General features: G+C 70.0%; 25 protein-coding genes. 13 read left to right on the forward strand and 12 right to left on the reverse strand.

All coding sequences use genetic code 11. The features are described from left to right. The first annotated feature begins 105 nt into the window (after window positions 1–105). The 3 genes from QFZ27_RS03245 to QFZ27_RS03255 all read left to right on the forward strand — a co-directional run bounded on the left by QFZ27_RS03245 (window position 106) and on the right by QFZ27_RS03255 (window position 3,704). Window positions 106–723: a GntR family transcriptional regulator gene (locus QFZ27_RS03245; protein ID WP_429224646.1), complete on the forward strand. Its 618-nt coding sequence runs from the start codon at window positions 106–108 to the stop codon at window positions 721–723. Continuing rightward, entirely contained in the window at window positions 720–1,181 is a 462-nt protein-coding gene (locus QFZ27_RS03250; RefSeq protein WP_429224647.1) for an OsmC family protein, read from the forward strand. Before QFZ27_RS03245 ends, QFZ27_RS03250 begins: the two co-directional genes overlap by 4 nt. 492 nt (window positions 1,182–1,673) lie before the next feature. Next, the gene (locus QFZ27_RS03255; RefSeq protein WP_429224648.1) at window positions 1,674–3,704 is read left to right on the forward strand and encodes a M10 family metallopeptidase C-terminal domain-containing protein; all 2,031 of its coding nucleotides are present in this window, start codon (window positions 1,674–1,676) and stop codon (window positions 3,702–3,704) included. Window positions 3,705–3,750: 46 nt separating this feature from the next. Here the strand turns inward: QFZ27_RS03255 and QFZ27_RS03260 are convergent, their stop codons facing one another. The 3 genes from QFZ27_RS03260 to QFZ27_RS03270 are packed head-to-tail and all read right to left on the reverse strand — an operon-like array spanning window position 3,751 to window position 7,073. Continuing rightward, on the reverse strand, window positions 3,751–5,196 hold the full coding sequence (locus QFZ27_RS03260; RefSeq protein WP_429224649.1) for a xylulokinase: 1,446 nt from the start codon (window positions 5,194–5,196) through the stop codon (window positions 3,751–3,753). Continuing rightward, window positions 5,193–6,137 carry an ABC transporter permease gene (locus QFZ27_RS03265; protein WP_429224650.1) on the reverse strand — a complete coding sequence of 315 codons (945 nt, stop codon included), beginning with the start codon at window positions 6,135–6,137 and terminating at the stop codon, window positions 5,193–5,195. Before QFZ27_RS03265 ends, QFZ27_RS03260 begins: the two co-directional genes overlap by 4 nt. Window positions 6,138–6,155: 18 nt before the next feature. Next, window positions 6,156–7,073, reverse strand: a complete 918-nt coding sequence (locus tag QFZ27_RS03270) for a substrate-binding domain-containing protein (RefSeq protein ID WP_429224651.1) — start codon at window positions 7,071–7,073, stop codon at window positions 6,156–6,158. A 128-nt stretch (window positions 7,074–7,201) separates the two neighbouring features. On the opposite strand from QFZ27_RS03270, the gene QFZ27_RS03275 reads away from it, so the two are divergent. Both QFZ27_RS03275 and pseG read left to right on the forward strand, forming a co-directional pair. After that, window positions 7,202–7,525 (forward strand): cupin domain-containing protein, encoded by a 324-nt coding sequence (locus QFZ27_RS03275; RefSeq protein ID WP_429224652.1) that lies wholly within the window; start codon window positions 7,202–7,204, stop codon window positions 7,523–7,525. Further along, window positions 7,509–8,558 carry a UDP-2,4-diacetamido-2,4,6-trideoxy-beta-L-altropyranose hydrolase gene (gene pseG, locus QFZ27_RS03280; protein ID WP_429224653.1) on the forward strand — a complete coding sequence of 350 codons (1,050 nt, stop codon included), beginning with the start codon at window positions 7,509–7,511 and terminating at the stop codon, window positions 8,556–8,558. Before QFZ27_RS03275 ends, pseG begins: the two co-directional genes overlap by 17 nt. 21 nt (window positions 8,559–8,579) lie before the next feature. Here the strand turns inward: pseG and QFZ27_RS03285 are convergent, their stop codons facing one another. The 3 genes from QFZ27_RS03285 to QFZ27_RS03295 are packed head-to-tail and all read right to left on the reverse strand — an operon-like array spanning window position 8,580 to window position 10,110. Next, the gene (locus QFZ27_RS03285; RefSeq protein ID WP_429224654.1) at window positions 8,580–8,789 is read right to left on the reverse strand and encodes a dodecin; all 210 of its coding nucleotides are present in this window, start codon (window positions 8,787–8,789) and stop codon (window positions 8,580–8,582) included. A 45-nt stretch (window positions 8,790–8,834) separates the two neighbouring features. Then, window positions 8,835–9,431, reverse strand: coding sequence for a UdgX family uracil-DNA binding protein (locus tag QFZ27_RS03290; protein WP_429224655.1), 597 nt, complete (start codon window positions 9,429–9,431; stop codon window positions 8,835–8,837). A 40-nt stretch (window positions 9,432–9,471) separates the two neighbouring features. Next, entirely contained in the window at window positions 9,472–10,110 is a 639-nt protein-coding gene (locus tag QFZ27_RS03295) for a trimeric intracellular cation channel family protein (protein WP_429224656.1), read from the reverse strand. Window positions 10,111–10,598: 488 nt separating this feature from the next. Here QFZ27_RS03295 and QFZ27_RS03300 point away from each other — a divergent pair, with 488 nt between their 5' ends. Then, window positions 10,599–10,808, forward strand: coding sequence for a cold-shock protein (locus tag QFZ27_RS03300; protein ID WP_429224657.1), 210 nt, complete (start codon window positions 10,599–10,601; stop codon window positions 10,806–10,808). Window positions 10,809–10,815: 7 nt separating this feature from the next. Here the strand turns inward: QFZ27_RS03300 and QFZ27_RS03305 are convergent, their stop codons facing one another. Next, window positions 10,816–11,652 (reverse strand): IclR family transcriptional regulator, encoded by an 837-nt coding sequence (locus QFZ27_RS03305; protein ID WP_429224658.1) that lies wholly within the window; start codon window positions 11,650–11,652, stop codon window positions 10,816–10,818. 168 nt (window positions 11,653–11,820) lie between these two features. Here QFZ27_RS03305 and QFZ27_RS03310 point away from each other — a divergent pair, with 168 nt between their 5' ends. After that, complete coding sequence (locus tag QFZ27_RS03310) at window positions 11,821–13,989, forward strand: malate synthase G (RefSeq protein ID WP_429224659.1); 2,169 nt, start codon at window positions 11,821–11,823, stop codon at window positions 13,987–13,989. Between the two features lie 76 nt (window positions 13,990–14,065). Further along, window positions 14,066–14,458: a GFA family protein gene (locus QFZ27_RS03315; RefSeq protein WP_429224660.1), complete on the forward strand. Its 393-nt coding sequence runs from the start codon at window positions 14,066–14,068 to the stop codon at window positions 14,456–14,458. A gap of 25 nt (window positions 14,459–14,483) precedes the next feature. Here the strand turns inward: QFZ27_RS03315 and QFZ27_RS03320 are convergent, their stop codons facing one another. Then, window positions 14,484–16,004 (reverse strand): winged helix-turn-helix domain-containing tetratricopeptide repeat protein, encoded by a 1,521-nt coding sequence (locus tag QFZ27_RS03320; RefSeq protein WP_429224661.1) that lies wholly within the window; start codon window positions 16,002–16,004, stop codon window positions 14,484–14,486. A gap of 120 nt (window positions 16,005–16,124) precedes the next feature. Here QFZ27_RS03320 and QFZ27_RS03325 point away from each other — a divergent pair, with 120 nt between their 5' ends. The 5 genes from QFZ27_RS03325 to QFZ27_RS03345 all read left to right on the forward strand — a co-directional run bounded on the left by QFZ27_RS03325 (window position 16,125) and on the right by QFZ27_RS03345 (window position 20,685). Further along, window positions 16,125–16,409, forward strand: coding sequence for a DUF1127 domain-containing protein (locus tag QFZ27_RS03325; RefSeq protein ID WP_429224662.1), 285 nt, complete (start codon window positions 16,125–16,127; stop codon window positions 16,407–16,409). A 105-nt stretch (window positions 16,410–16,514) separates the two neighbouring features. Then, entirely contained in the window at window positions 16,515–17,747 is a 1,233-nt protein-coding gene (locus QFZ27_RS03330) for an ROK family transcriptional regulator (RefSeq protein WP_429224663.1), read from the forward strand. Next, window positions 17,744–18,526 (forward strand): ATP-binding cassette domain-containing protein, encoded by a 783-nt coding sequence (locus QFZ27_RS03335; protein ID WP_429224664.1) that lies wholly within the window; start codon window positions 17,744–17,746, stop codon window positions 18,524–18,526. Before QFZ27_RS03330 ends, QFZ27_RS03335 begins: the two co-directional genes overlap by 4 nt. Before the next feature lie 28 nt (window positions 18,527–18,554). Further along, window positions 18,555–19,598 (forward strand): sugar ABC transporter substrate-binding protein, encoded by a 1,044-nt coding sequence (locus tag QFZ27_RS03340; protein ID WP_429224665.1) that lies wholly within the window; start codon window positions 18,555–18,557, stop codon window positions 19,596–19,598. A 52-nt stretch (window positions 19,599–19,650) separates the two neighbouring features. Beyond that, window positions 19,651–20,685, forward strand: a complete 1,035-nt coding sequence (locus QFZ27_RS03345; protein ID WP_429224666.1) for an ABC transporter permease — start codon at window positions 19,651–19,653, stop codon at window positions 20,683–20,685. On the opposite strand, the gene otsA is transcribed toward QFZ27_RS03345, so the two are convergent. From otsA to QFZ27_RS03365, 4 genes are all read right to left on the reverse strand, one after another. Then, the gene (gene otsA / locus QFZ27_RS03350) at window positions 20,682–22,052 is read right to left on the reverse strand and encodes an alpha,alpha-trehalose-phosphate synthase (UDP-forming) (RefSeq protein WP_429224667.1); all 1,371 of its coding nucleotides are present in this window, start codon (window positions 22,050–22,052) and stop codon (window positions 20,682–20,684) included. The genes QFZ27_RS03345 and otsA overlap by 4 nt on opposite strands. 15 nt (window positions 22,053–22,067) lie before the next feature. Further along, window positions 22,068–22,820 (reverse strand): trehalose-phosphatase, encoded by a 753-nt coding sequence (otsB, locus tag QFZ27_RS03355; RefSeq protein ID WP_429224668.1) that lies wholly within the window; start codon window positions 22,818–22,820, stop codon window positions 22,068–22,070. Window positions 22,821–23,184: 364 nt separating this feature from the next. Next, window positions 23,185–24,189, reverse strand: a complete 1,005-nt coding sequence (locus tag QFZ27_RS03360) for an alpha/beta hydrolase family protein (RefSeq protein WP_429224669.1) — start codon at window positions 24,187–24,189, stop codon at window positions 23,185–23,187. A 74-nt stretch (window positions 24,190–24,263) separates the two neighbouring features. Then, window positions 24,264–24,923: a hypothetical protein gene (locus tag QFZ27_RS03365; RefSeq protein ID WP_429224670.1), complete on the reverse strand. Its 660-nt coding sequence runs from the start codon at window positions 24,921–24,923 to the stop codon at window positions 24,264–24,266. Window positions 24,924–24,937 lie beyond the last annotated feature (14 nt).

Consider the following 24,937-nt stretch of genomic DNA (forward strand, 5'->3'; position numbering starts at 1 on the left):
CGTTCCATCCCCTGCCAGCAACACCGGCGGCCGGCAAGGCTCAGCGACGCTACAGGGGAAAGAGGGCGCCTTGACGCCGGCCGGCGCCGCCCTTAGTTTGGATCCATGGATCCAAACTCGATCGCCGATGCGCTGCGGCACGACATCGAAGCGCGCCTGCTGCCGCCGGACACGGCGCTGCGGCAGGAAAACCTGGCGCAGCGCTTCGGGGTCAGCCGCCAGCCGGTGCGGCAGGCACTGGACCGGCTGCTGGCGGAAGGGCTGGTGGTCCGCCGGTCCGACCGCAGCCTGGCCGTCGCCGGCCTGTCGGCCGGGGAGAGCCGGGAGTTGGCCGCACTGCGCATCATGATCGAGGGCGGGGCTCTGCGCCTGTCGCTGCCCCGGCTGGAGCCGCGCGACCTGCGCCGGGCCGTGCGGCTGGCCGAGGACCTGGCCGAGGAGGAGGATCCGGCGACGATCGAGGAGCTGGATGTCGCCTTCCACGCTGCCCTGTACGGCGCCTGCGGCAATGCCCGGATGCTGCGCCTGATCGATTCGCTTCGGCGGGAAGGACGACGCTCCTACACATTGCAGCCCCCGGGCTCCGCCTTCCGGGCCGCGATGGCGCAGCAGCACGAAGCGATTCTCGCCGCCTGCAAGGCCGGTGACGCCGCCGCCGCCGTCAGCGCCCTCGCCACCCATCTGCGGTCAGCGGCCGATCCGCAACCAGGAGAGACCTCATGAGCCAGTATCAGGCCACGGTGCTGTGGCAGCGCCCGCCGGACGTCGCCTTCACCGACGGCCGCTACAGCCGGGCGCATCTCTGGCGCTTCGACGGCGGCGTCGAGGTGCCGGCCTCGGCCTCGCCGCATGTCGTGCCGCCGCCCTTCTCGGCCCCCGAGGGGGTCGATCCGGAGGAGGCCTACATCGCGGCCCTGTCGAGCTGCCACATGCTGACCTTCCTTTCGATCGCGGCCAAGCGCCGCTTCGCCGTCGACGGCTACAGCGACGCGGTGGAGGGGATGATGGAGAAGAACGCCGATGGCCGGATCGCGGTCACCCGGGCGGTGCTGAACCCGCGCGTGACCTATGCCGGACCGGCGCCGGACCGGGCCACCGAGGAGGCGATGCATCACGCCGCCCATGAGCAATGTTTCCTGGCCAATTCAGTCAAAACCGAGATCGAGATTCGGTTGGACTGACGCCTCCGGACCGCTCCGCTCCGGCAGGAGATGCCGGAGCCCGGGCGCGGAGGTCCCGCAAAGGCCTCACGCCCTCATGCGGACAACGCATGGCATCTATGCAAGTTAGGCCGACAAAGGAAATCACCCAACCCTGAAGACGAAATTTTATTTTAATATATCGACCACTTTAGAGCTGCGATGGGCTTGGCATTCGCGGCCGATAGCGAAACAACTCAAGATCCGGAAATTTTTATCCAACTTTGGATGTCCTGGAAACCATCTCCGACATGATCGCTAATAAAATTTCTAACTCAAGGAATATTATGCCGCACCTCAGAAATTTCGTAATGGAAAATTTTATCGATATTTTCTACAACAAGGGAAGTCCTCAACGTTGTCATGATCCTTTAAGTTGTTTGTAGACGTTGATTTTGTGATCTTAGGTCGAGAGCGGCGCCATGTGCAGGCAGCGCTGGGACCGATACTGAAACGCGATAGCGGAGAATGAATATGGCTTTGTCACTGGAACTCCTGGGGCTGTTGGGCGTCAACCTCGAAGACAGCAACGACGACGTCCTCGTCGGCGGCAACATTATCGACGTCCTTAGCGGCGGCGACGGCGACGACGTCATCGAAGGCAAGGGTGGCGCCGACGTCATCAGCGGCGGCGACGGCATCGACACCCTGAGCTACGAGACCTCGCCCGCTGCGGTGAATGTGAGCCTCGTCCCCGGCCTGCTCGGGCTGATCAGCCTGAACAGCGGCGGCGACGCCACCGGCGACCTGGTCAGCCTCGGCTTCGAGAACGTCGTCGGCTCGGCCTTCGCCGACACCCTCACCGGCGACAACACCTCGAACACCCTGGTCGGCCTGGCGGGCGATGACACCCTCAACGGCGGCGCCGGGAACGACGTGCTCGTCGGCGGCTCCGGAAACGACCGGATGGACGGCGGCACCGGCGTCGACACCGCGAACTATGTCGATGCGAGCACGGCAATCATCGCCGACCTGACCGCGGGCACGGGCACCAACCCGGCCGGCACGGAACACGACACCCTGATCGGCATCGAGAACCTCACCGGTTCGCGCTTCGCCGACATCCTGACCGGTGACGCCGGCGACAACGCGCTCATCGGCGGCGCAGGCGACGACATCATCACCGGCGGCGCCGGGAAGGACGCGATCGACGGCAGCACCGGCCTCGACCGTGCCAGCTACGCGGCTTCCAACGCGGCCGTGACCATCAGCCTGACCACCGGCATCGCCAGCGGCGGCCATGCCCAGGGCGATGTCCTGACCCATATCGAGAGCCTGACCGGCAGCGCCTTCGACGACAAGCTGAGCGGCAACGACGGCACCAACGTCCTGAGCGGCGGCGCGGGCAGCGACACCATCTTTGCCGGCGCCGGCGACGACTATCTCTATGGCGGCACCGGGGCCGACCTGGTCGACGGCGGCAACGGCATCGACACCATCCACTATGTGAGCTCCTTGGCGGCGGTGACGGTCAATCTGACCACCAACGTCAACACCGGCGGCGAGGCCGCGGGTGACGCGTTGTCCAATATCGAGAACGTGGTCGGCTCGGCCTTCGCCGACAACCTCACCGGCGATGCCCGCGGCAACAACCTCTCCGGCGTGGCCGGCAACGATGTCCTCAGCGGCGCCAGCGGCGACGACACCCTCTACGGCGGTGCCGGGGCGGACGTGCTGAACGGCGGCACCGGCCTCGACGCGTCCAGCTACGAGTTCTCGGCGGCCGCGGTGACCGTCGACCTGACCACCGCGACGGCCACCGGCGGCGACGCCACGGGCGACACGTTCACCAGCATCGAGGGCCTGATCGGCTCGCGCTTCGCCGATACCCTGACCGGCAATGCCCTCACCAATGATCTGCGTGGCGGCGACGGCAACGACGTGCTCAGCGGCCTCGCCGGCGACGACACCATCACCGGCGGTGCTGGTGCCGACACGATCAATGGCGGTGCCGGGATGGACAGCGCCTACTACACCAGGAGCAATGCCGCGGTGAACGTGAACCTGGGGACCGGCTTTGCCGCCGGCGGCCATGCCCAGGGCGACCTGCTGATCGACATCGAGAGCGCCGGCGGCTCGGAGTTCAACGATACGCTGATCGGCTCTTCCGTGAAGAACGTCCTGTCCGGCGAGTTGGGGAACGACACCCTCCGTGGCGGCGGCGGTGCCGACGAGCTGATCGGCGGCGCGGGGGCGGACAAGTTCGTCTTTACCGCGACCTCCGACAGCCCGTTCCAGGCTGGTGACCTGATCCGTGATTTCAGCCATGCTCAGGGCGATCTCATCGACCTGTCGGGGATCGACGCCAACACCGGCGCCGCCGGCGACCAAGCCTTCAGCTTCATCGGCAACAGCCTGTACAGCGGCACCGCGGGTGAGCTCCGCTTCGCCAACACCGCGCCCGGTGTCGTCACCATCGCCGGCGACGTGAACGGCGACGGCACCTCCGACTTCCACATCAATCTCTACGGCTCCAGCGTGACGGCCAGCGACTTCGTGCTGTAAGCGAACGCATTTCGAGCTAGGGGCCGCCCTTCGGGGCGGCCCTTTTTTATGCCGTCGCCTCGGCTGCCCGGCATCGCGCCTCCTCGGTGGCGCGGCGGAAGCGGGCCAGGCGCCGCTCGGCCCGCACCATCCGCTCCGGCCGCGGCTGGTGGATCGCACCGACGGTGTCTGGCGGCGTCGGCCAGCCCAGCGCCGCCGCGGCGATGCGGTAGCCGCCCATCGCCGTGGTCGCGGTCGGCAGGTCGGCGCATTCCACCACCCGCCCGGTCGCGTCGGCGATCAGCTGCGGCCAGATTCGGCTGGCGCCGCCGCCGCCGGTCAGCCGGATCGGCCCCGGCAGCGCCGCCATGGCATCAAGATTGTTGCGCAGCGCCAGCGCCACCCCCTCCAGCACCGCATAGTGCAGGGCGCCGCGGCCCTGGGCGATGTCGAGGTCGAGCAGGGCACCGCGCAGCGCCAGGTCGACGAAGGGCGACCGCTCGCCCTTCAGATAGGGCAGGAACAGCGTCTCCGGCGGCGCCGCATCGGCCGCTTCCGCCTCGGCATCGAGCACCGTGAGCTCGGCGCCGGCGATCCGGCCGAACCAGCCGGCGGCATCGCCGGCGGTCAGCAGCGGCGCGATCTCGATCGCCCAACCGGCGCGTGGATGCGCCATGGTGGTGAAGGGCCGCGGCAGCGCCGCGGGGTCGAGCGGCCGGCTGCGCGCCACCCAGCCGCTGGTGCCGAGATAGACATGGAGCTGGCCGTCGGCCGCCGCGCCGAAGGTCGAGGCTGCGGCGTCGCCGCAGCCATTCACCACCGGACAATCCATCGGCAATCCAAGCGCCAGCGCCGCCGTCGGCCGCAGCGTCCCGATCACCGCGTCGGCCGGCAGGATCGGCGGCAGCAAAGCGGGGTCGAGGCCGACCGCCTCGACCAGCGGCGCCGACCAGACGCGCCGGGCGATGTCCATCAACCCGACGGTTGTGCCGGCCGCCGGGTCGGTGGCGATCCGGCCGGTCAGCCGCAGCGCCAGGTAATCCTTGGCCCCCGGCAGGATGGTCGCGACCCGCCGCGCCGCCCCGGGCTCGGCCTGCTGCAGCCAGCGGAACTTGGCGATCGTGTTCAGCGGCCCGGGGGCGTTGCCCAGCACCGCCGGGGCGCCCGCCGCCAGCAGCCGGTCGCGGATCGCCGGAAACGTCGCGCCGCTGCGGCCGTCGCTGTACAGCAGGGCTGGCCGCACCGGGCACCCGTCGGCGTCGAGCGGCACCAGATTCTCCATGGTGCCGACCAGCGCGATCGCCCGCACCGAGTCGCGCATCGCCGCCGGCAACGCGGCGCAGGCGGTGACGGCGGCGGCCCACCAATCCTCCGGGTCCTGCTCCTGCCCGCCCCCGGGGATCGACCTTGTCGGATGGCGCGCCTCGACCTGCCGGGCCGGGCGCCCATCCTCACCGAAGGCCACCAGCTTCAGCGCCGTGCTGCCGAGGTCGAAGACCAGGAGGATGCTCATCGCGCTGCCGCCATGCCGAAGCGGCGCAACATCACCGCGGCGATGATGATCGCGCCGGTCACCATCTTCTGGAAGAACGGATCGACATTGAGGATGGTCAGCCCGTTCGCCAGCACCGCAATGATGGCGACGCCGACCGCGGTGCCGGTCACGTTCGGCCGGCCCCCGCGGAACGCGGTCATGCCGAGGAAAACGGCGGCATAGGCGGGCAGCAGCAGGCTTTCGCCCATGGTGTGCTGGACGCTGCCCAGCCGCGCCGCCAGCAGCACCCCGGCCATGCCGGACAGGGCGGCAGAAATCGCGAAGACGGCGACCACCGACCGGCCGATCGGCACCCCGGACAGGCGCGCCGCCTCGCGGTTGCTGCCGATCGCGATCAGCCGCCGGCCGAACACGGTCAGGGCCAGGGTGCCGCCGGCCGCGAGCAGCACCGCCAGCATCCACAGCGTCAGCACCGGCACCGGGCCGGTCGCGGCCCGGGCCAGCGCAGTGAAGCCCGGCGGGATGCCCTGGAACAGGCTGGCGCCGCCGGACAGCCAGTAGGCGGCGCCCGAGGCGATGGTGCCGAGCGCCAGCGTGGCGATGAAGGACGGCGCCCGGAGGCCGTACACCACCAGCCCGTTGAGCGCGCCGACCAGGCCGCAGGCCAGGAGCGTCAGCAGGATCGCCGCGCCCGGCCCGATACCGGCGGCCAGCAGCTTGACCACGAGCACGCCAGCCAGCGAGGCGACGAAGCCGACCGACAGATCGAATTCGCCGATCACCATGACGAAGGTCGCGGCGGCGGCGGCGATCGCCAGGATCGCCATCTGCTGGGTGACGTTGAGCAGGTTGGCGGCGGTGGCGAAGGCGTCCGGCCGCGCCAGAGCGAAGCCGAGCACGATCGCGGCCAGCGCCGCCGGCGTGCCGAAGCGCTCGACCAGCCGCGCCTCAGCCGCCACGGCGTACACTCCGGAGGCTCACGGGCAGGTCACGCCCAGGGTCTCGCGCGTGATCAGCGTGCCGGGGGCATAGAGCTCGGCCGCATCCGGCTTGCCGCCGGCGAAGACCTTGGCCATCTGCCCGGCGGTGATCGTCGCCATCTCGGCGAAGTTCTGCCGCACCGTGGCGATGAAGGGCGTGCATTGCCGGATCAGCTCCACCGCCTGCGGGTTGCCGTCGATGCCGGCGATGACGACGTCGCTGCGCCCGGCCGCCTGCAGCGCCAGCAGGGCGCCGATGCCGGGTTCGTCCCAGGCCGCCCAGACGGCGCCGATCGCGCCCGGCGCCGGGTTGGCGGCCAGCATCGCCTCCATCGCGTTGCGGCTGTCGTCGATCTGGCCCGGCACCTGGACATAGTGGTCGGCCACCTGGCGGATGCCCGGCGCCGCCTGCAGCGCCTCGTCCAGCGCGATCTCGCGCTGGTGCACGCCGGGATGGGCCGAATGGAAGAAGCGGACGATCGTGCCCTTGCCGCCCAGCCGGCCGAACAGGTGGTCGGTCATGGTCTTGCCGAGGGCGTGGTTGTCCGAGGTCACGTTCAGCGTCACGCCCGGCCCGGTCGCCCCGTCGATGGCGAAGACCGGGATGCCGGCGGCCGCGGCCTTGCCGACCTGGTCCTGGATCTGCGCCGGGTTGATCGAGACCAGCACGATGGCGCCGGTGCGGGCATTGACCACATCCTCGACCCGGCTGGCCAGGGCGCCGAAATCACCGGCGGTGTCGACCACCGAGACGGTCCAGCCGTGCCTCTCGGCATCGGCCTTGAAGGTCTCGACCATCTCGCCGGTGGCGACGGCGGAGAGATAGGGCGTCAGCACCGACACCGTCTGGGCCGCGGCAGGACCGGCCGCTGCCGTCATGACCGCCAGGGCGAGCGCCCCCATCCATCCCCGCATCGTCCGCCCCTCCTGGTTTCCGCCTGTCTAGCCCCTCCGCCCGGGGCTGACAACGATGCGCCTCCCGCTTGCCCGCGGCCACCCCAGCCCGCACTGTGGGCACCAAGTGAGTCGGAGCAGAGAAAACCATGGCCTTCCACGACGCGCCGCGGGCGACGCCGACCGTGCAGCAGGATGACGACACCGTCCGGATCACGCGCTGGGACTTCGAGCCCGGCGCCGCGACCGGCTGGCACCAGCACGGCTTCCCCTATTTCGTCATCATGCTGCGCGCCGGCACGCTGCGCATCCACAATGGCGAGAGCGAGACCGCAGTGCCGCTGGCCGAGGGCCAGGCCTATATGCGCCCCGCCGGCATCCGCCACGACGTGATGAACGGCTCGCCGCATCCGATCGCCTTCGTCGAGATCGAGATCAAGCGGCCGGGCGCGCTCGATGGCTGGACGGTCTGAGAGGGGCCCCCGCGTAGCCTTCCGGCTGGAGGCCTCGGGCGCGATTGGCGGCGGCCATGCGATGCGATGCCTGACCCTGGCCCGGGCCCTGGCCGATCGCGGCGCGGAGTGCCTGTTCCTGGTGAACGGCGAGGCTGCGTCCGTGCTGCCGGCCCTGGTGGGCATTGCCTGCCGCGTGGTCGAGCCAAGCCCCGAGGCGGCCGTGGCGGCGATCCGCGCGGCCTGGCCAAGCGGGGCCGACGCGGCGGTCTGCGACCTTTACCGCTGGACGGCGCCGGAGGAGCGAGCCTTTGCCGCCGCCGCGCGCCGCGTGCTGGTGATCGACGACCTGGCCGCGGCGCCGCACCATTGCGACCTGCTGCTGAACCAGAATTTCGGCACTGAGCCGGCCGGCTATGACGGGCTGCTGCCGCCCGGCTGCCGGCGGCTGATCGGCCTTGACCACGCCCTGCTGCGCCCGGCTTTTCCCGCGCTGCGGCCGGCGGCGCTGGAGCGACGCCGGGATGCAGGGCCGCCGCAGACGATCCTGGTCTCGCTCGGCCTGACCGATGTCGGCGGCATCACCGGCCGGGTCTGCGCCGCCCTGGCGCGCATCCCGGATTTCGCCCGCGCCGAGGTGGTGCTGGGTCCGGTCGCGTCCAGCATCGACCGGGTGCGGTCGATCGCCGGCGCCGATCCGCGCTTCCGCTGCCATGTCGGGCTCGAGGACATGGCGCGGGCGATGCTTGAGGCCGACGCGGCGATCGGGGCGATGGGCAGCAGCTCGTGGGAGCGCTGCTGCCTCGGCCTGCCGACGCTGGCCGTCACCCTGGCCGACAACCAGCGGCCGACGGCGCAGGCCCTGGCCGCCTCCGGATGCGTCGCGCTCGCCGGCGATGCAGCGGCGCTGGACGACGCCGAACTGCGGGCCGCGATCGCTGCCTTCCTCGACGACACGGACGAACTGCGCCGCCTGTCCCGAGCCTCCGCCGCACTGTGCGACGGGCTGGGCGCCGGACGGGTGGCGGCCGTGCTGCTGGAGGGGCTGGTCTGACAGCCCCTCCGAAAACGAGCGCTATTTCTCGTCGTAGCGGAAGCCGAGGCGCAGCACGACCTGGTAATGCGCCACCTTGCCGTCCTTGAGTTGGCCTCGGATCTCCTTCACCTCGAACCAGTCCAGGTTGCGCAGGGTCTTCGACGCAGTGGCGACGGCGCCCTGGATCGCATCCTCGAGGCCCGTCTCGGACGAGCCGGCGAGCTCGGTGATGGCGTAGGTATGGCCCATGGTCGATCTCCTCCTTCAGTCCGGGCGGACGGGACTGCCGCCGGTTCACCGTGGAAGTGTGAGCGCATCGGCGACCACCACCAAATCCTTCAGGAAGGCGGCATAGGCCAGCCGTCGCGCCTCGGGGTCCGGCACCCGCAGCAGCGATGACGGATGCACCGTGACGAGGCCCGGCAGCTCCGGCGCCAGGTCGAACAGCCGGCCGCGGGTCTTGCCGATCGCCAGGGGCCGCCCCGTCAGGGCCCGCGCCGCGGTGGCGCCGAGGGCCACGGTCAGGCGCGGCCGGATCAGGGCCAGCTCGCGGTCGAGCCACCATTTGCAGCGGTCGATCTCGAAGGCGTTCGGGCGCTTGTGCAGGCGGCGCTTGCCGCGCGGCGCGAATTTGAAGTGCTTGACCGCATTGGTGATGTAGGCGCGGTCGCGCGGGATGCCGGCCTCGTCCAGGGCCTTGTCGAACATCCGCCCGGCCGGGCCGACGAAGGGCCGGCCCTGTTGGTCCTCCTGGTCTCCCGGCTGCTCGCCGACGAAGACCACCAGCGCCTCCGCCGGGCCTTCGCCGAACACTGTCTGCGTCGCCGCCTTGTACAGCGGGCAGCGAGTGCAGCCGCGTGCCTCCGCTGCCACCGACTCCAAGGATTCCATGCCTGGGGAACGGCCGCGGCTGAGCGCCGGTTCCGGGCGCTCAGCCGGTGTCCGACGGAAAGCGCGGCAGCGACCAGCCGAGGCCGAGCGCCAGCGCCCGCAGGCCGAAGGCGGCCGCCGCGCCGACACAGGCCGCCAGCAGCGCGTCGCCGGAGATCGCCCGCACAACCACATAGACCGTGGCGCCCAGCACCGCGGCGGTGACGTAGATCTCGCCGCTGACGATCAGCGTGACCTGGCCGATGATGACGTCGCGGATGATGCCGCCGAAGGTCGCGGTCATGGCGCCGAGCACGATCGCCGAGACCGCCGGCGCCCCGGCATCCATCGCCCGTTCGGCCCCGGTGACCGCGAACAGCGCCATGCCGACCGCATCGGCCCAGACGATCACCCGCCGCCGCCTGCCGTCGCCGGCCCGGACCGGAAAGGTCGGATGGCCGAAGAACGCAGTCAGGGCCACGACGACGCAGATCACCAGGTCGACTGGATCGGCGATCCAGAACACCGGCCCGATGCCGAGCAGCAGGTCGCGCAGGGTGCCGCCGCCGATTCCGGTGGCGGTGGCCAGGATGATGAAGCCGACCGGATCGGCCTGGCGGCGCGCCGCGACCAGCGCACCGGTCAGCGCGAAGACGGCCACGCCGACCCAGTCCAGCCAGAGCCCGATCTGCCCCTGCATTCCCACCCCCTGCGATCCCGGCCCGGCCGCCCCTGCCCACGGATACATCGTCGAACGCTTCCTCGGCGGGTTCAAGGCGTCGATCGACGGTCTGCGAGGAGATCCGGCGGTCCCTCGGCCCGGCAGCGCCGGACATCGGACAGACTTGGCCGACCATCCATAAATTCTCATCCGAGCCGCTCCGTACCTGCGCAGAACTCGTCCGCTTCAGGCAATTCATGGCGCATCGATGATGAAGGTCCCTGCATGATCCGGCCCCTGCGGCCGGACCATCGGAGCGCGAGCGGCGGCCCCGAGCACCGGGACCGGATGCCGAGACCATCGCATCATCTTCTTGCCATGACGGCGAAACCCGCTCCATCATGGGCCGTCACTCCGGTTCGGATGGCCGGCCGACCGCATCCGCGGTCATGGATCGTTGCCTTCGCGGGGACCGACTGACGCGTCGCGCGCTGTGGCGCGGCGCCATCTATCGTGGGAGGCAAGCGATGCCGATCGGCACCGTGAAGTGGTTCAACAGCACCAAGGGTTTCGGGTTCATCCAGCCGGAAGGCGGCGGGCCGGACGTGTTCGTCCATATCTCCGCCGTCGAGCGCGCCGGGCTGCGCGGCCTGAACGAGGGTCAGCGGGTCTCTTATGAAGAGCAGATGGACCCGCGCCGCAACAAGTCGTCGGCCGAGAACCTGAAGGCCCTCTGACCTTCGATCAACCGTCAGCGGGGTCTGGCGCCCGCCCGCCCAGGGCGCGCGTCAGATCCCGCGCGGTGTCGCGCAGCAGTGGCCCCAGCGCCGCCGCCCGCTCCGCGGTCAGCCGGGTGGCGAGACCGGAGACCGAGATCGCGCACAGCGCCTCGCCCTGCGCGTCGTGCACCACGGCGGCGACGCAGCGCAACCCGGTGACGAACTCCTCGTCATCGACCGCATATCCGTGCGTCCGCACCCGGACGAGTTCCGCCGCCAGGGCGGCGGTGCCCGTCAGCGACCGCGGCGTCAGGCGCGGCAGGCCATGCCGGGCGACCAGCGCCGCCACATCGGCCTCGGAATAGGTCGACAGGATCGCCTTGCCCATGCCGGAGGACACCATCGGCGCCCGGCCGCCGACCCGGGTGATAGCGCGCATGATCTCGCGGCTTTCGACCTGGGTCAGGCACACCATCTCGCCATCGTCGGCGACGCCGAGATTGGCGGTCTCCCGCGTCTGGTCGCGCAGCCGGCGCAGGAACGGCAGGGCCGGGGCGACGAAGTTGCGCTGGCGGACGAAGGCCGCACCGACGGCGAAGGCCTGCCGGCCCATGTGCCACATCCCATCCGACGGGTCGAACTGCACGAAGCGCCGCTGCTCCAGCGTGGTCAGCAGGCGGTGCACGGTTGAGGGCGACAGGCCGGTGCGAAGCGCCAGGTCGGTCAGTCGCGTGCCTTCCTCGTCCTCGCCCAGGGCCTCGAGCAGCGACAGCGCCCGCTCCACCGACTGCACGCTGCCCGACCTTGGACCCGACCCGGGGGCGCCTTCCGCCTTGGCCGGCGCCGCTCGCCTCTCTCTCATGCTTCCATCCGACCTGAGGCGGGACGTTGCCGCACCGATGGCTGTAGACTGCTACATAGCACCTGCGCGGCGGTTTCCGCATCGCGGGAAACTTCGCGCGGCACGCTGGACCGGCCGCCGCCGTTGCACTAGCCGGATCAGCATGGCCCTCCAACCACGGCGCTGCACATGACCTCCTACGTTCCCCGGCACACCTTGAAGGTGGCCTCGTCCCTGGCGGATCTGGTCGAGCGGGAGATCGCCCCCGGCACCGGCGTCGACCCTGACGCCGTCTGGCGCCATTTCGCCGCGATCGTGGCCGATCTGGCTCCGGTCAACCGGGCGCTGCTGGCGGAGCGCGACCGGCTGCAGCAGCAGATCGATGCCTGGCATCAGGACCGGCGGGGCCGGAGCTTCGACCCGGCCGAATACCGCGCCTTCCTGGCCGGCATCGGCTATCTGCGCGAGGAGGGGCCGGACTTCACCATCGACACCGCGAATGTCGACCCGGAGATCGCGACCATCGCCGGGCCGCAGCTGGTGGTGCCGGTGATGAACGGCCGCTTCGCCCTGAACGCGGCCAACGCCCGCTGGGGCAGCCTGTACGACGCGCTCTACGGCACCGACGCCATCCCGCAGACCGGCGACCTGGCGCCCGGCGCCGGCTTCAACCGCCGGCGCGGCCAGGCGGTGATCGCCGAGGCCGCGCGGCTCCTGGACACCGCGATCCCGCTCGCCGCCGGCAGCCATGGACAGGTCGCGGAATATCGCCTGGCAGGTCCGACGCTGGAGATCGTGCTCGCCGACGGCTCGACCACCGCCCTCGCCCATCCGGAGCAGTTCGTCGGCTACGCCGGCGAGGACGGGACGCGCCGACTGCTGTTCCGCAACCACAACCTGCATGTCGAGCTGCAGATCGACCGGTCGCACCCGATCGGCGCCGACAACCCGTCGGGGGTGAAGGACGTGGTGCTGGAGGCGGCGATCACCACCATCCAGGACTGCGAGGATTCGGTCGCAGCGGTGGACGCCGAGGACAAGGTCGCGGTCTACCGCAACTGGCTGGGGCTGATGAAAGGCGACCTGGCCGAGACCTTCGTCAAGGCCGGCAAGACCCTGACCCGCCGGCTGGCCGACGACCGGTCCTACACCACCGTCGGCGGCGGCACGCTGACCCTGCCCGGCCGGAGTCTCATGCTGGTCCGCAATGTCGGCCATCTGATGACCACCGACGCGGTGCTGGACCCGGACGGCAACGAGGTGCCGGAAGGCTTCCTCGACGCCCTGGTCACCGCGTTCTGCGCCATCCACGACCTGCAGAAGGCCGACGGGCCGCGCAACAGCCGGACCGGCAGCGTCTACATCGTCAAGCCGAAGATGCACGGGCCGGACGAGGCGGCGCTGACCGATACGCTGTTCGGCCGGGTCGAGGATGCGCTGGGCCTGCCGCGTTACACGCTGAAGGTCGGCGTGATGGACGAGGAGCGGCGGACCACCGTCAACCTCAAGGAGTGCATGCGCGCGGTGCGGCACCGCCTGGTCTTCATCAACACCGGCTTCCTGGACCGCACCGGCGACGAGATCCACACCAGCATGCTGGCCGGGCCGGTGCTGCCGAAGGGCGACATCAAGGACGCCGTCTGGCTGTCCGCCTATGAGGACAACAATGTTGACCAGGGCCTGGCCGCCGGGTTGAAGGGCCGGGCGCAGATCGGCAAGGGCATGTGGGCCAAGCCCGACGCCATGGCCGAGATGCTTCAGGCCAAGATCGGCCATCCCCGCGCCGGGGCCAGCACCGCCTGGGTGCCGTCGCCGACCGCCGCAGTGCTGCACGCGTCGCATTACCACGCGGTCGACGTGGCGGCGCGGCAGGAGGAGCTGAAATCCCGTCCGGAGGCGAAGCTGGAGTCGATCCTGACCCCGCCGCTGCTGGGCGGCCGCAACCTGGCGGCGGAGCAGGTGCAGCGCGAGCTGGACAACAACGCCCAGGGCATCCTCGGCTATGTCGTGCGCTGGATCGACCAGGGCATCGGCTGCTCCAAGGTGCCGGACATCAACGATGTCGGGCTGATGGAGGACCGCGCCACCCTGCGCATCTCGTCCCAGCACATCGCCAACTGGCTGAAGCACGGGCTGGTCACGGAGGCGCAGGTGCGGGAGACGATGCGGCGCATGGCGGCGGTTGTCGACGGCCAGAATGCCGGCGACCCGCTGTACCGGCCGATGGCGCCGGATTTCGACCGCAGCATCGCCTTCCAGGCGGCGCTGGACCTGGTGCTGCTGGGCCTGGACCAGCCCAACGGCTACACCGAGCCGATCCTGCATCGCCGCCGCCGCGAGGCGAAGGCGGCAGGGTGAATGGCGAGGGCGGCAGGAAAGCCCGTCCCTGTTCGCTTTAGCCATTCCGACCGCTTGATTTTGGAGGAGACGCGGCATGGACCGATTCACCGGCGGCTGCCTGTGCGGCAACGTCCGAATCGTGGCGTCGGGACGCCCATATCGGGTCGGCCTTTGCCACTGTCTCGACTGCCGCAAGCATCACGGGGCCCTGTTTCACGCGTCCGCGATCTTCCCTCAGGATGCGGTGACGATCGATGGCGAGACACGCGACTATGCCGGGCGGTTTTTCTGCCCCCGCTGCGGCTCGTCCGTTTTCGGGCGCAGCGCGGACGAAATCGAAGTGAACCTGGGATCCCTGGATGCCCCCGACCAGCTGATGCCGACCTACGAAAGCTGGATCGTCCGTCGCGAATCCTGGTTGCCGCCGTTTCCGCTCACCAGACGATACGATCGCGATCGTGACCACACGGGCCGCTTCGAGGAGTAGGCCGCACAAACGGTACGAAGGCGCGTCACTCCGGCAGACCGGCCTTGCGGTAGCCATCGACGAAATGCTCGAGCGTCCCGGCGTCGCGGAACGGCTCCGTCGCGGCCCAGTGGCGGGTCGTGAACTGCGGGTTGCCGACGAGAAACAGCTCGACCTCCGCCCGCGCCTCGTCGAGCCGGCCCAGCTGGGCAAGGCTTGCCGCCAGGAAGCGGCGTGAACTGGTGCGATACGTCTCGTCCCGGCGCAGGGTCTCGACCGCGGCTTCGTAGTCGCCGGCGGCATATTGCGCCTGGCCGAGCGTCAGATAGTACCAGCTGGCCGGAAACGGGTTCAGCCGGAACGCCTTGCGGATGTGCTCGAGCCCCTCCTCGACCCGCCCGGCCAGGACCGCGATGTCGGATAATGCCGCCCAGGCATCGGCCTCGTTCGGGTCGAGCTCGATCGCCTTGGCGAATTCCGCATCCGCCTCGGCGAAGCAGCGCGCATAGGCCAGCAGGTAAGCCAGGACCCAGCGGCAGCCGGCATCGTTGGGGTCGATCGCCACGGCCTTGCGCGCCAGGTCCAAGGCAACGCTGCGGGACGCTTCGGTTGGTCCGCCGGAATGCACCCATCCCATCCAGTGGTTCATGGCGAGCCAGCGATAGGGCTCGGCGTATTCCGGATCGAGCGAGACCGCGCGCGTCAGCATCAGATGCGCTTCCCGCGCCGATTGCGGCGAATCATCCATCAGCTTGCGCGCCCGCACGCAGAGATCGTAGGCCTCGAGGCTTCTCGGCCGGTTGCGCGGCGGCGTTGCACCCAGCCGGCCGAGCAACGCCTCCACGATCTTGCCGGTGACCTCGTCCTGGACGGCAAAGATATCGTCCAGGCTGCGGTCGAAGCGTTCCGCCCACAGATGATCGCCACTCACCGCGTCGACCAGCTGTGCGTTGATGCGCACGCGCCCCGCGGCGCGCCTTGCGCTGCCCTCCAGCAGGTAGCGCACGCCAAGATCCTGTGCGATGCCGCGCACGTCCATCGCCTTTCCCTTATAAGCAAAGGCCGAGTTGCGGGCGATGACGAACAGGCCCGGGATCCTGGACAGGTCGGTGATCAGGTCCTCGGTCAACCCGTCGGCGAAGGAGTCCTGCTCGGGATCGTTGCCGACATTGACGAAGGGCAGCACGGCGATCGACGGTTTGCCCGGCAGCGGCAGGGGTTTTCGCCTCGCATCCCCGAGCTGTTCGACGGCCCCCGTGAAGCGGTAGCCGACACGCGGAACCGTGGCGATCCATTCACCGCCGCCGGAGGCCGGACCCAGCAGCTTCCGCAGCTGCGCGATCTGGACGGTGAGGTTGCCTTCCTCGACAGCCGTGCCCGGCCACGCCGCATCCATCAACTCGGCCTTGCCCAGGATTTCGCCGGACCGTCCGACCAGCGCCGCAAGCAGCATCAGCCCGCGGGTGCCAACGGCAACGGGAGCATCGTTCCGAAGGAGCGTTCCCGCGCCTGAATCCAGCACGAACGGACCGAAGGCAAAGCGCGATCCCTGCATAGGCGCATCCATAGCCCATTTGGAAGTTTTAGGAACTATTTGGGCGAGCTTAAGTACGGCGCCGTTCGCATTCTGCAGACTTCATCCTCTTTCAGGTCGAGGGCCCCGGACCTTCAACCCATAGAGGATGTCATGAACGATACTCCCACGCTTTGGTCGGCCCCGCATCAGGCAGCGTGGCCGGGAACGCTCGAGGGACCGGCGGAAATGTCGCGTCGGCATCGCGGCCTGGCGGCCCTGCGGAGCCTGATCGCGACCTGGCGCGAGCGGATCCGCGTTCGCCGGGCCTTTCGGCAGATGTCGAAGGCAAATCCCCATTTGATCGACGACATCGGTCTGACGCGGCAGCAGGTCGAGGCAGAAATCGCCAAGCCCTTCTGGCAGGAACAAGACGAATGCCGCGAAGACGCCGGATAGCTGCCGACTCTGGTTCGCACGCCCGGCATCGGCGGCCATGGTATAATTCATAAAACCATTTGACGAATTCCCCGGCCGGGATCACGCTTCCGGTCGGGAGGCTGCATGGCAACGCGGCTCAAAGGCACGAACCAGGATCTCGGACGGCCGTACAACCGGCGCATCGTGCTGGAGGCGGTGCGCCTGCACGGGCCGATCTCGCGCGCCGAGATTGCGCGGCTGGTGGCGCTGAGCCCCCAGACCATCGGCAACATCATCCGCGAGTTCGAGGAGATGGGCCTGCTGACCGCCCGGCGCGAGACGCCGAAGCGGCCGGGCCAGCCGGCGATCGAGCTGGCGATCGACCCGGATGGCGGCTTCGCCGTCGGGCTGCAGCTGATGCATGACCGCCTGCGCGGCCTGCTGCTGGACCTGACCGGCGCCGTGCGCGACCAGACCCAGACGGCCTTGTCCGCCGCCACCCCCGACACGGCGCTGCCGGCGATGGCGGCGATGGTGGCGCGGCTGCGTAAAGCGGCGCCGGGCCGGGTGCTGGGCGTCGGCCTGGCCATGCCCGGGCCGTTCGACGTCGAGGCGATGAGCTTCGTCGGCCCCACCACCCTGGCCGGTTGGGCCGGCGTGGCGGTGGAGGATCGGCTGCAGGCACTGACCGGCCTGCCTGCCTTCGTCGGCGGCGACGCCCCGGCCGCGGCGCTGAGCGAGGCGATGTTCGGGCTGGGCCGCAGCCTGCGCGACGTCTTCTACATCCATTTCGGCTTCGGCCTGGGCGGCGGCCTCGTCGTCGACGGCCAGGTGCATCAGGGTGCCTGGGGCAATGCCGGCGAGTTCGGCCATATGCCGATCGTGCCGGGCGGCCGCGCCTGCAGCTGCGGCAACGAGGGCTGCCTCGAGACCTATGTCTCGGTGCATGCCCTGCGCACTGCGCTGGCCGAGGCCGGGGTGGCGCTGGACCCGGCCGATCCGGCGGCCGCGGACCACCCCGCCGTCGACGCCTGGATCGGGGCGGCGGTGCCGCCGCTGCGGCGCGCCGTCTGCGCCATCGAGAACCTGCTGGACCCCGCCTGCGTCGTGCTGGGCGGGGAGATGCCGGAGCCGATCCTGCACCGGCTCGTCGCACGGCTGGAGCCGCTGCTGCCCTCGGTCAGCCGACGCACGGACCGCAGCCATCCGCGCCTCGCCTTGTCCGCGATCGGCGCCGACAACGCGCTGGTCGGGGCGGCGGTGCTGGCCATCTCGGGCCTGCTGTCGCCGCGCTCCGGCCTGCTCTTCGCCGAGGCCGAGCCGGCCCCGCCGCCCACGCACGGCAAGTCCGCCATCGCCACGGAGACAAGGGCATGACCGACACCGCCCAAACCGCGACTTCAGGCCGCGAGCTGCTGCGGCTGGAGCACATCCAGATGCGCTTCGGCGCGATCACCGCCCTGACCGATGCCAGCTTCAGCGTCCACGCCGGCGAGGTGCTGGCCCTGCTGGGCGACAACGGTGCCGGCAAGTCGACCCTGGTCAAGATCATCTCCGGCGGGCTGCAGCCGACCGCGGGCCGGGTGGTGTTCGACGGCGAGGAATGCCGCTTCACCAGCCCGGCCGACTCCAAGGCGCGCGGCATCGAGACGGTCTATCAGGACCTGTCGCTGTGCATGAATGTCGACGTCGTCGCCAATTTCTTCATGGGCCGCGAGCTGACCCGGAAGATCCTGGGCGTGCCGGTGCTGCGCGAGCGCGAGATGCAGGCGATCACCGAGCAGGCCCTGAGCGCCGCCGGCACCCGCATCCCGTCGGTCCGCACCAATGTCGAGCACCTGTCCGGCGGCCAGCGCCAGGCGATCGAGCTGAGCCGCTTCGTCCATTGGGGCGGCAAGATGGTGATGCTGGACGAGCCCTTCGCGGCGCTCGGCGTCGAGCAGACGCGGCGTGGGCTGGAGATGATCGCGCGGGTACGCGCCCAGGGCGTCGCCGTGATCCTGATCACCCACAACATGACGCATGCCTTCCAGGTGGCAGACCGGATCGTGGTGCTGCGCCACGGCCGGATCACCGGCGACGTGGCGACAGCCGCGAGCAGCCCCGAAGAGGTGGTGCGGATGATCACCGGCGACGTGAGCCAACGCGTCGCCTGAGAAGCTCAACAGGAGAGGAGGCAAGATCATGCGGATTGCGAGACGGACCCTGGGGGCGGCCGCGATCGCCCTCGCGACATTGGCGGTAGGCGGCGCCTTCGCCCAGGATAAGGGCAAGATCTACTACCTGGTGCCGACGCTGCTGGACGAGTTCCAGACCGAGTCGGTGGCGGTGATCACCAGCACGATGAAGCAGGTCGGCTACGAGACAGTGTCGCTGGACGCCCAGAACCGCACCGACCTGCAGTTGAACCAGATCGACGACGTGATCAAGCTGAAGCCGAAGGCGATCGTGCTGGCCGCGGTCGATTTCGATTCGGTGGTGCCGGGGGTGGAGCGGGCGCGCGCCGCCGGCATCCCGGTGCTGGTGTTCGACCGGCAGATCAAGAGCACCGCCTTCGACCTGACCTCGGTCGCCGGCACGGTAGAGATCGGCGAGATCGCCGCCGACCAGGTCCAGGGCCTGCTGAAGGCACGCCACGGGTCGGTGAAGGGCAAGGTGCTGCAGATCCTGGGCGACCCGGGCGACAGCTACACCCTCGACATCCAGAAGGGCTTCGAGGACAAGATGAAGGCCTTCCCGGACGTCAAGATCATCACCCAGGCCGCCCTGCAATGGGAGGCGACCAACGCCGGCAACATCGCGTCGGACCAGCTGCTGACCAACCCGGACATCGACCTGATCTTCGTCCACGCCGCGCATCTGGCGGTGCCGGTGGCCGCCATCCTGGAGGCCAAGGGCAAGAAGCCGGGCGACGTCATGCTGGTCAGCTCGAACGGCGCGCCGGTCGGCCTGGACCTGATCCGCAAGGGCTGGGAGCAGGTCGAGGTGGAGCAGCCGCTCTACGCCCAGGCCTACGGGCTGGCGATGTTCATCGACAAGATCGTGGCCAAGGAGGAGCTGAAGCCCGGCACCTATGACGTGTTGGGGCTGAAATCCGAGCTGACGATCGAATCCTGGGGGCCGAACCTGAAGATCCCGGGGGCCGCGATCACCAAGGCCAATGTCGACGAGCCGAGCTTCTGGGGCAACCTGAAGCCGCCGGCCACGCCGGTGCAGCCGGTGAAGTGACGCATAGGACGGGGCCGGCCACGGCCCCGTCCGCTACCCTGCCTGAGGACCGATGATGGACCGCACCGTGGCCCAGCCCGCTTCCCCGACCGCCGGCCGGCGCGGCCGCGCCTGGATCGAGCCGGTGCTCGACAACCTGGTCTGGCTGATCCTGCTGGTGGTGCTGGCGATCTTCTCGCTCGCCATCCCGGGCTTCTTCCAGACCGGGATCTTCACCAACATCCTGGAGCAGTCGACCTTCGTCGGCGTCCTCGCGGTCGGGCTGTCGCTGGTGATCATCGCCGGGCAGATGGACCTGTCGATCGAATCGACCATGGCGCTGGCGGCGATGATCACGGCCCTGCTGTTCGGCACTGCCGGCGCCGGGCTGGGCTGGACGCTGGACCCGCCCTGGCTGGTGGTGCCGGTCACGCTGGTCGGCGCGATCCTGGTCGGCTGCGTGGTCGGGCTGGTCAACGCCGTGCTGGTGGTGCGGTTCAAGATCAACGCCTTCATCGTCACCCTGGCCGGCTTCATCGCCCTGCGCGGCGCGGTGGTGGCGTCCTCCGGCGGCCGGTCGGTGTTCGGCCTGCCCGCCGAGATCCGCGCGGTCTCGACCAGCAATCTCTTCGGCATCCCGGTGCCGGGCCTGATCCTGATCGCGGTGTTCGTCGTCTTCGGCTTCATCCTGCGGAAGACGCCGTTCGGCCGGCACCTGACGATGATCGGCGGCAATCCGCAGGCGCCGTTCCGCGCCGGGATCAAGGTCGACCGGCTGGTGATGATCGCCTTCGTCCTGGCCGGCGGCCTCGCCGCCTTCGCCGGCTGGCTGCTGGCCGCCCGCACCGCCGGTGCCACCGCCAATCTCGGCTTCGGCATGCTGTTCCAGACCTTCGCCGCGGTCGTGATCGGCGGCGTCAGCCTGAAGGGCGGCGTCGGCGGCCTGTCCGGCGTGTTCGCCGGCGTGCTGCTGCTGGCCGCGATCCAGACCGCGATCAACGTCATGGGCATGCCGCCGCACTACACCCAGGTGATCCAGGGCGTCCTGGTGCTGGTTGCGGTGCTGCTGGACACGCTGAAGACCTCGATCCGGAAGCGCTACCTCTAGGCCGCCGCCCCTTCCAGCGCCGCCATGAACCGGCGGCGCCAATGGCCGATGTCGTTGGCGCGCAGCACCCGCATCATCGAAGCGTGGCGCTCGCGCCGCTCCTCCACCGGCATGATCAGGGCCCGCTCCAGCGCCTCGGCCACGCCTTCGACATCGAACGGATTGACGATCAGCGCCGCATCCAGCTCCTCCGCCGCGCCGGCGAATTCCGACAGTACCAGCACGCCCGGATCCTCCGGGTCCTGGGCCGCGACATACTCCTTGGCGACCAGGTTCATGCCGTCGCGCATCGGCGTCACCAGCCCGACGCTGGCCGAGCGGTAGAAGCCCAGCAGCGTCTTGCGCGGCACGCTCTTGTTCAGATAGCGCAGCGGCACCCAGTCGATGTCGGCGAACTCGCCGTTGACCGACCCGGCCAGGCTTTCCAGCTGGTGCCGGATCTCCTGGTACTCGGCGACGTCGCTGCGGGTCGGCGGCGCGATCTGCATGTAGCTGACCCGGCCGCGCCGGTCCGGCCAGCGCTCCAGCAGGGTGCGGAACGCCTCGAAGCGGCGCGGCAGGCCTTTGGAGTAGTCCAGCCGGTCGACGCCGATGATCAGGTCGCGCCCGACCAGGCTGTCGCGCAGCCGGTGCGCCGAGCGCATGTTCCAGGCGGCGGGGGCGTCGGTCGCGATCTCCTCGGTCTCGATCGAGATCGGGAAGGCCTCGACCACGATCCGGCGGCCGTCGATCTCGACCCGCCCGTCGGTGGTCTCGCGCCAGCTGCGGTGCCAGGCGGCGAGCAGGGCGTCGCGGTCGCGCGCGGTGTGCAGCCCGACCACGTCATAGGCGGCGAGGTCGCGCAGCAGCTCCTGGTATGTCGGCAGGGTGCGCAGCACCTCGGGCGTCGGGAACGGCGTATGCAGGAAGAAGCCGATCGGCGCCGTCACCCCGCGGTCGCGCAGCGCCCGGCCGAGCGGGATCAGCTGGTAGTCATGCACCCAGATCCGGTCGCCCGGGCGCAGCAGCGGCATCAGCGCGTCGGCGAACTGGGCGTTGACCCGCCTGTACCCGTCCTCCGCCGCGCGGGTGTAGTGCACCAGCTGGCTGCGGTAGTGGAACACCGGCCACAGCGTCGAATTGGCGTGGCCGTTGTAGTAGAGGTCGAACTCCTTCGGCGTCAGGTCGAGCATGGCATAGGTCAGCGGCCCGGCGCGCTTCAGCTTCGGCTGCGGCGATGCATCCTCCGCCAGCTTGCCGCTCCAGCCCAGCCAGACGCCCCCGGTCTCCTTCAGCGCCGCGAGCACGGCGACGGCGAGGCCGCCCTGCGGCGCCTTGCCCTCCTCGACCGGGGCGATTCTGTTCGAGACCACGATCAGGCGGCCCATGCCGTTCCCTTTTCGTCAGCGGGAGGCGTGCGCGATCCAGGCGCGCATCGCCGCAGGATCAGGCAAACGCCGGTTCGCCACGGTCGGTTCCCTGTCGCCGACCTGCAACGCGATGCCGTCATGCCGCAGCACCGCGGCGAAGGCATCCTCGTCGGTGACGTCGTCGCCCGCCGCCAGCGGCGTGCGGCCGGTGAAGGGAGCCTGCGCCAGGAAGCGCTCCACCGCCGCGCCCTTATCGACGCCGTCGGGCTTGAGCTCGACCACCATCTTGCCGGACAGCGCGTGCCAGCCCAGGGTTCCGGCCAGCAACGTGTCGGCCAAGGCGATGACCTCCGGGCCGAGGGCGGGCGCCTGGCGGTAATGGATCGCCACCGCGGCACCCTTGGGCTCGACCCGCAGGCCTGGCTTCCCGATGGCGAATTCCGCCAGCGCCGTGGCCAGCCGGTCGAGCACCGCGCGGTCGACCGGGACGCGCTCGACCGGTCCCGTCGGCGTCGCGCGCCATTCCAGCCCGTGCTGGCCGGCGACAGGCAGGGACAATGGCGCGAACAGCCGGTCGAGATCTGCGATGGCGCGGCCGGAGACCAGGGCCAGCGCGCCACCGACCCGGGCGGAGAGCCGCTCGAGATTGCCGATCAGGCCGGCCGGCACCACCACATCCTCGGGCCGCTCCGCCAAGTCGATCAGACAGCCATCAACGTCGAAGAACAGAGCCATGCCGGAAATACTGTCGGCGAAGGCAGTCGAGTCGATGGCCTGCGGTGTCATGCGCCCCGAGATCTCCATGTCAATTTTCCGTAAAGATTGCCGATCCGGAACGAAGCCGGACACGACAACAGATGCAAGAGCCGCCGGATCTCGCCGGCGGATCGATGCGTCTGCTTTCTGTTTTAGGGACGATGATCGGCACTTGCAAGGGAAGGGAGGCGATTTTTGGCTTGGGCCGGCAAGGCACCGACATCCCGGCGCCCGTCATCGTCATTGCGAGCGCAGCGAAGCAATCCAGGGGCGGCTCGCACCGGCCCCTGGATCGCCCCACGCCCCTTCGGGGCTCGCGATGACGGTTCGGGATCGGTGAGAACGGAGCCCGTATCGGCCGACGCAGCCGATGCGACCCCGCCCGAAACCACCTTCAGTCGCTGCCGAGCTGCGCGCGAAAGAATGCCGCGATGTCTCCGTTGAGCTGCCGGTGGAAGGCGGGCCGATCGAAGCCGGGGGCATCGACGCAAACCATCGCCCAGGTCTCGGGTTCAAGCTCCTTGAGCTTCGGCGGGCACGGCTGCAGGAAGGCGAAATGGCCGGCCCCGTCGACCAGGTGGAAGTCGGGCGGGGTCGGCAGGGCTTGGCGGACCACCTCCGCGTTGGTGGCCACAGGCACCCTGTCGTCCTCGATCCCGTTCCACAACTGGATCGGCACGGTCACGGAGGCCAGCCCCGCCTTGTCGAACGCAAAACCCAGGCCCGGCGCCGCGATCACCGCGGCCCGGATGCGTGGGTCATGAACCCAGACCGGGGCCGGACGCGCGGGCGCCCAGGCGGCGTCCGAATTGCTCTCCTTTCCGTCGAGGCAGGACCGCTCCTCAGGATGTGCCCGGCAATGCCCGACCAGCAGCTCCAGGTCGGGCGTGCCGCCGATCGCCACGAGGGCGGTGAAGCCGCCGAACGAGAAGCCGAAGACGCCGATCCGCGAAGAGTCGAGCCGATCGTGCCCCGGCCAGTCGGCCAGCATGTAGTCGAGCACCCGGCTGATGTGGCGCGGCCGGTCGACGAGCTTGCGCGCCGCCGGATAGCTGTCGTCCCGGTAGTTGTTGCCGGTGTGGGTGACAGCGACCACCACGAAGCCGGCCTCGGCCAGGGCCTTGGCCAGGCCGGCATGGCTGCCGAGCCAGCCGCCGCTGCCATGGGAGATGACGACCAGCGGCAGTCGGTCGCCCGAGACCGCGCCGTCCAGCGCCAGCGCCTGGCGGACCGGGGTGTTCGGCTGATCCGGCACCGCCGCGTCGCTGGGGTACCAGATGCCGATGGCGAGCGGCCGGTCCGCCGGGTCCGGCGCCGTCGCGCTCTGGAACCCGACCGCCCTCGCTTGTCCCGCAGCGAGCAGGAGCACCGCCGCCAGCATCGTGGCCAGAATTCTCATGGCTCCCCCTTCGCGCCCGTCGGGCACGGCGTCGCAAGCACGAATTTTCGGAAGGTCGGCGGCGGGCGCCGAAGTCAGTCGGCGTAGCCGATGCGGGCGCGGACGAACTCGCCCTTGATCGACACCAGCGGCGGGTGGCCGGCGGCGGCGGGGATGGTGCTGTCGACCATGGACACCCGGGCGTCGATGCCCCAGCTGACCGGGGTGCCGCGGCGGAAGCCGAGGTCGAGGTCGGCGGCGTCGGCCTGGATGCGGATGGCCTGGCCGGGGTCGTCGGCGCGCAGGGTCGCCTGCAGCGCCTTGGCCGAGAGGTCGAGCGTGCGGGCCTGGCCGGCCAGCGACAGCTCGGCCGCCTTGGCCTCGACCGTGACGGCGCCGAAGCGGCCGTTCAGCGTGGCCGAGACCGCGGCCGGCCGCAGGGAGAGATCGGCGCCGGGCCGAAGGTTGAGCGACAGTTCCGGTCGGCAGTCGCGTGGCCAGACCGAGGATTGCTTGCGCACATCGACGGTCAGGACCCCGCCCTCGACCCGCAAGGCCGCCGCGCACTCCTCGGCCTCATCCAGCGTCGCCAGCAGCGGCCGGCTGGGGTCCGTGGTGGCGGCGACGGACAGGCCGCCGCCGGTCACCACCACCGTGTCGACCCCCGACAGGTCGACCGGCGCAGCCAGATCCGCCACGGAGGGATCGGCGGTGCCCAGTCCCGCCAGGAAGGCCAAGGTCTGCAACGAACCCATCACGATCCCTCCTC

It is taken from the genome of Inquilinus ginsengisoli (genome assembly GCF_050434925.1).
In the GTDB taxonomy this organism is placed as follows: Bacteria; Pseudomonadota; Alphaproteobacteria; order DSM-16000; family Inquilinaceae; genus Inquilinus; species Inquilinus ginsengisoli_B.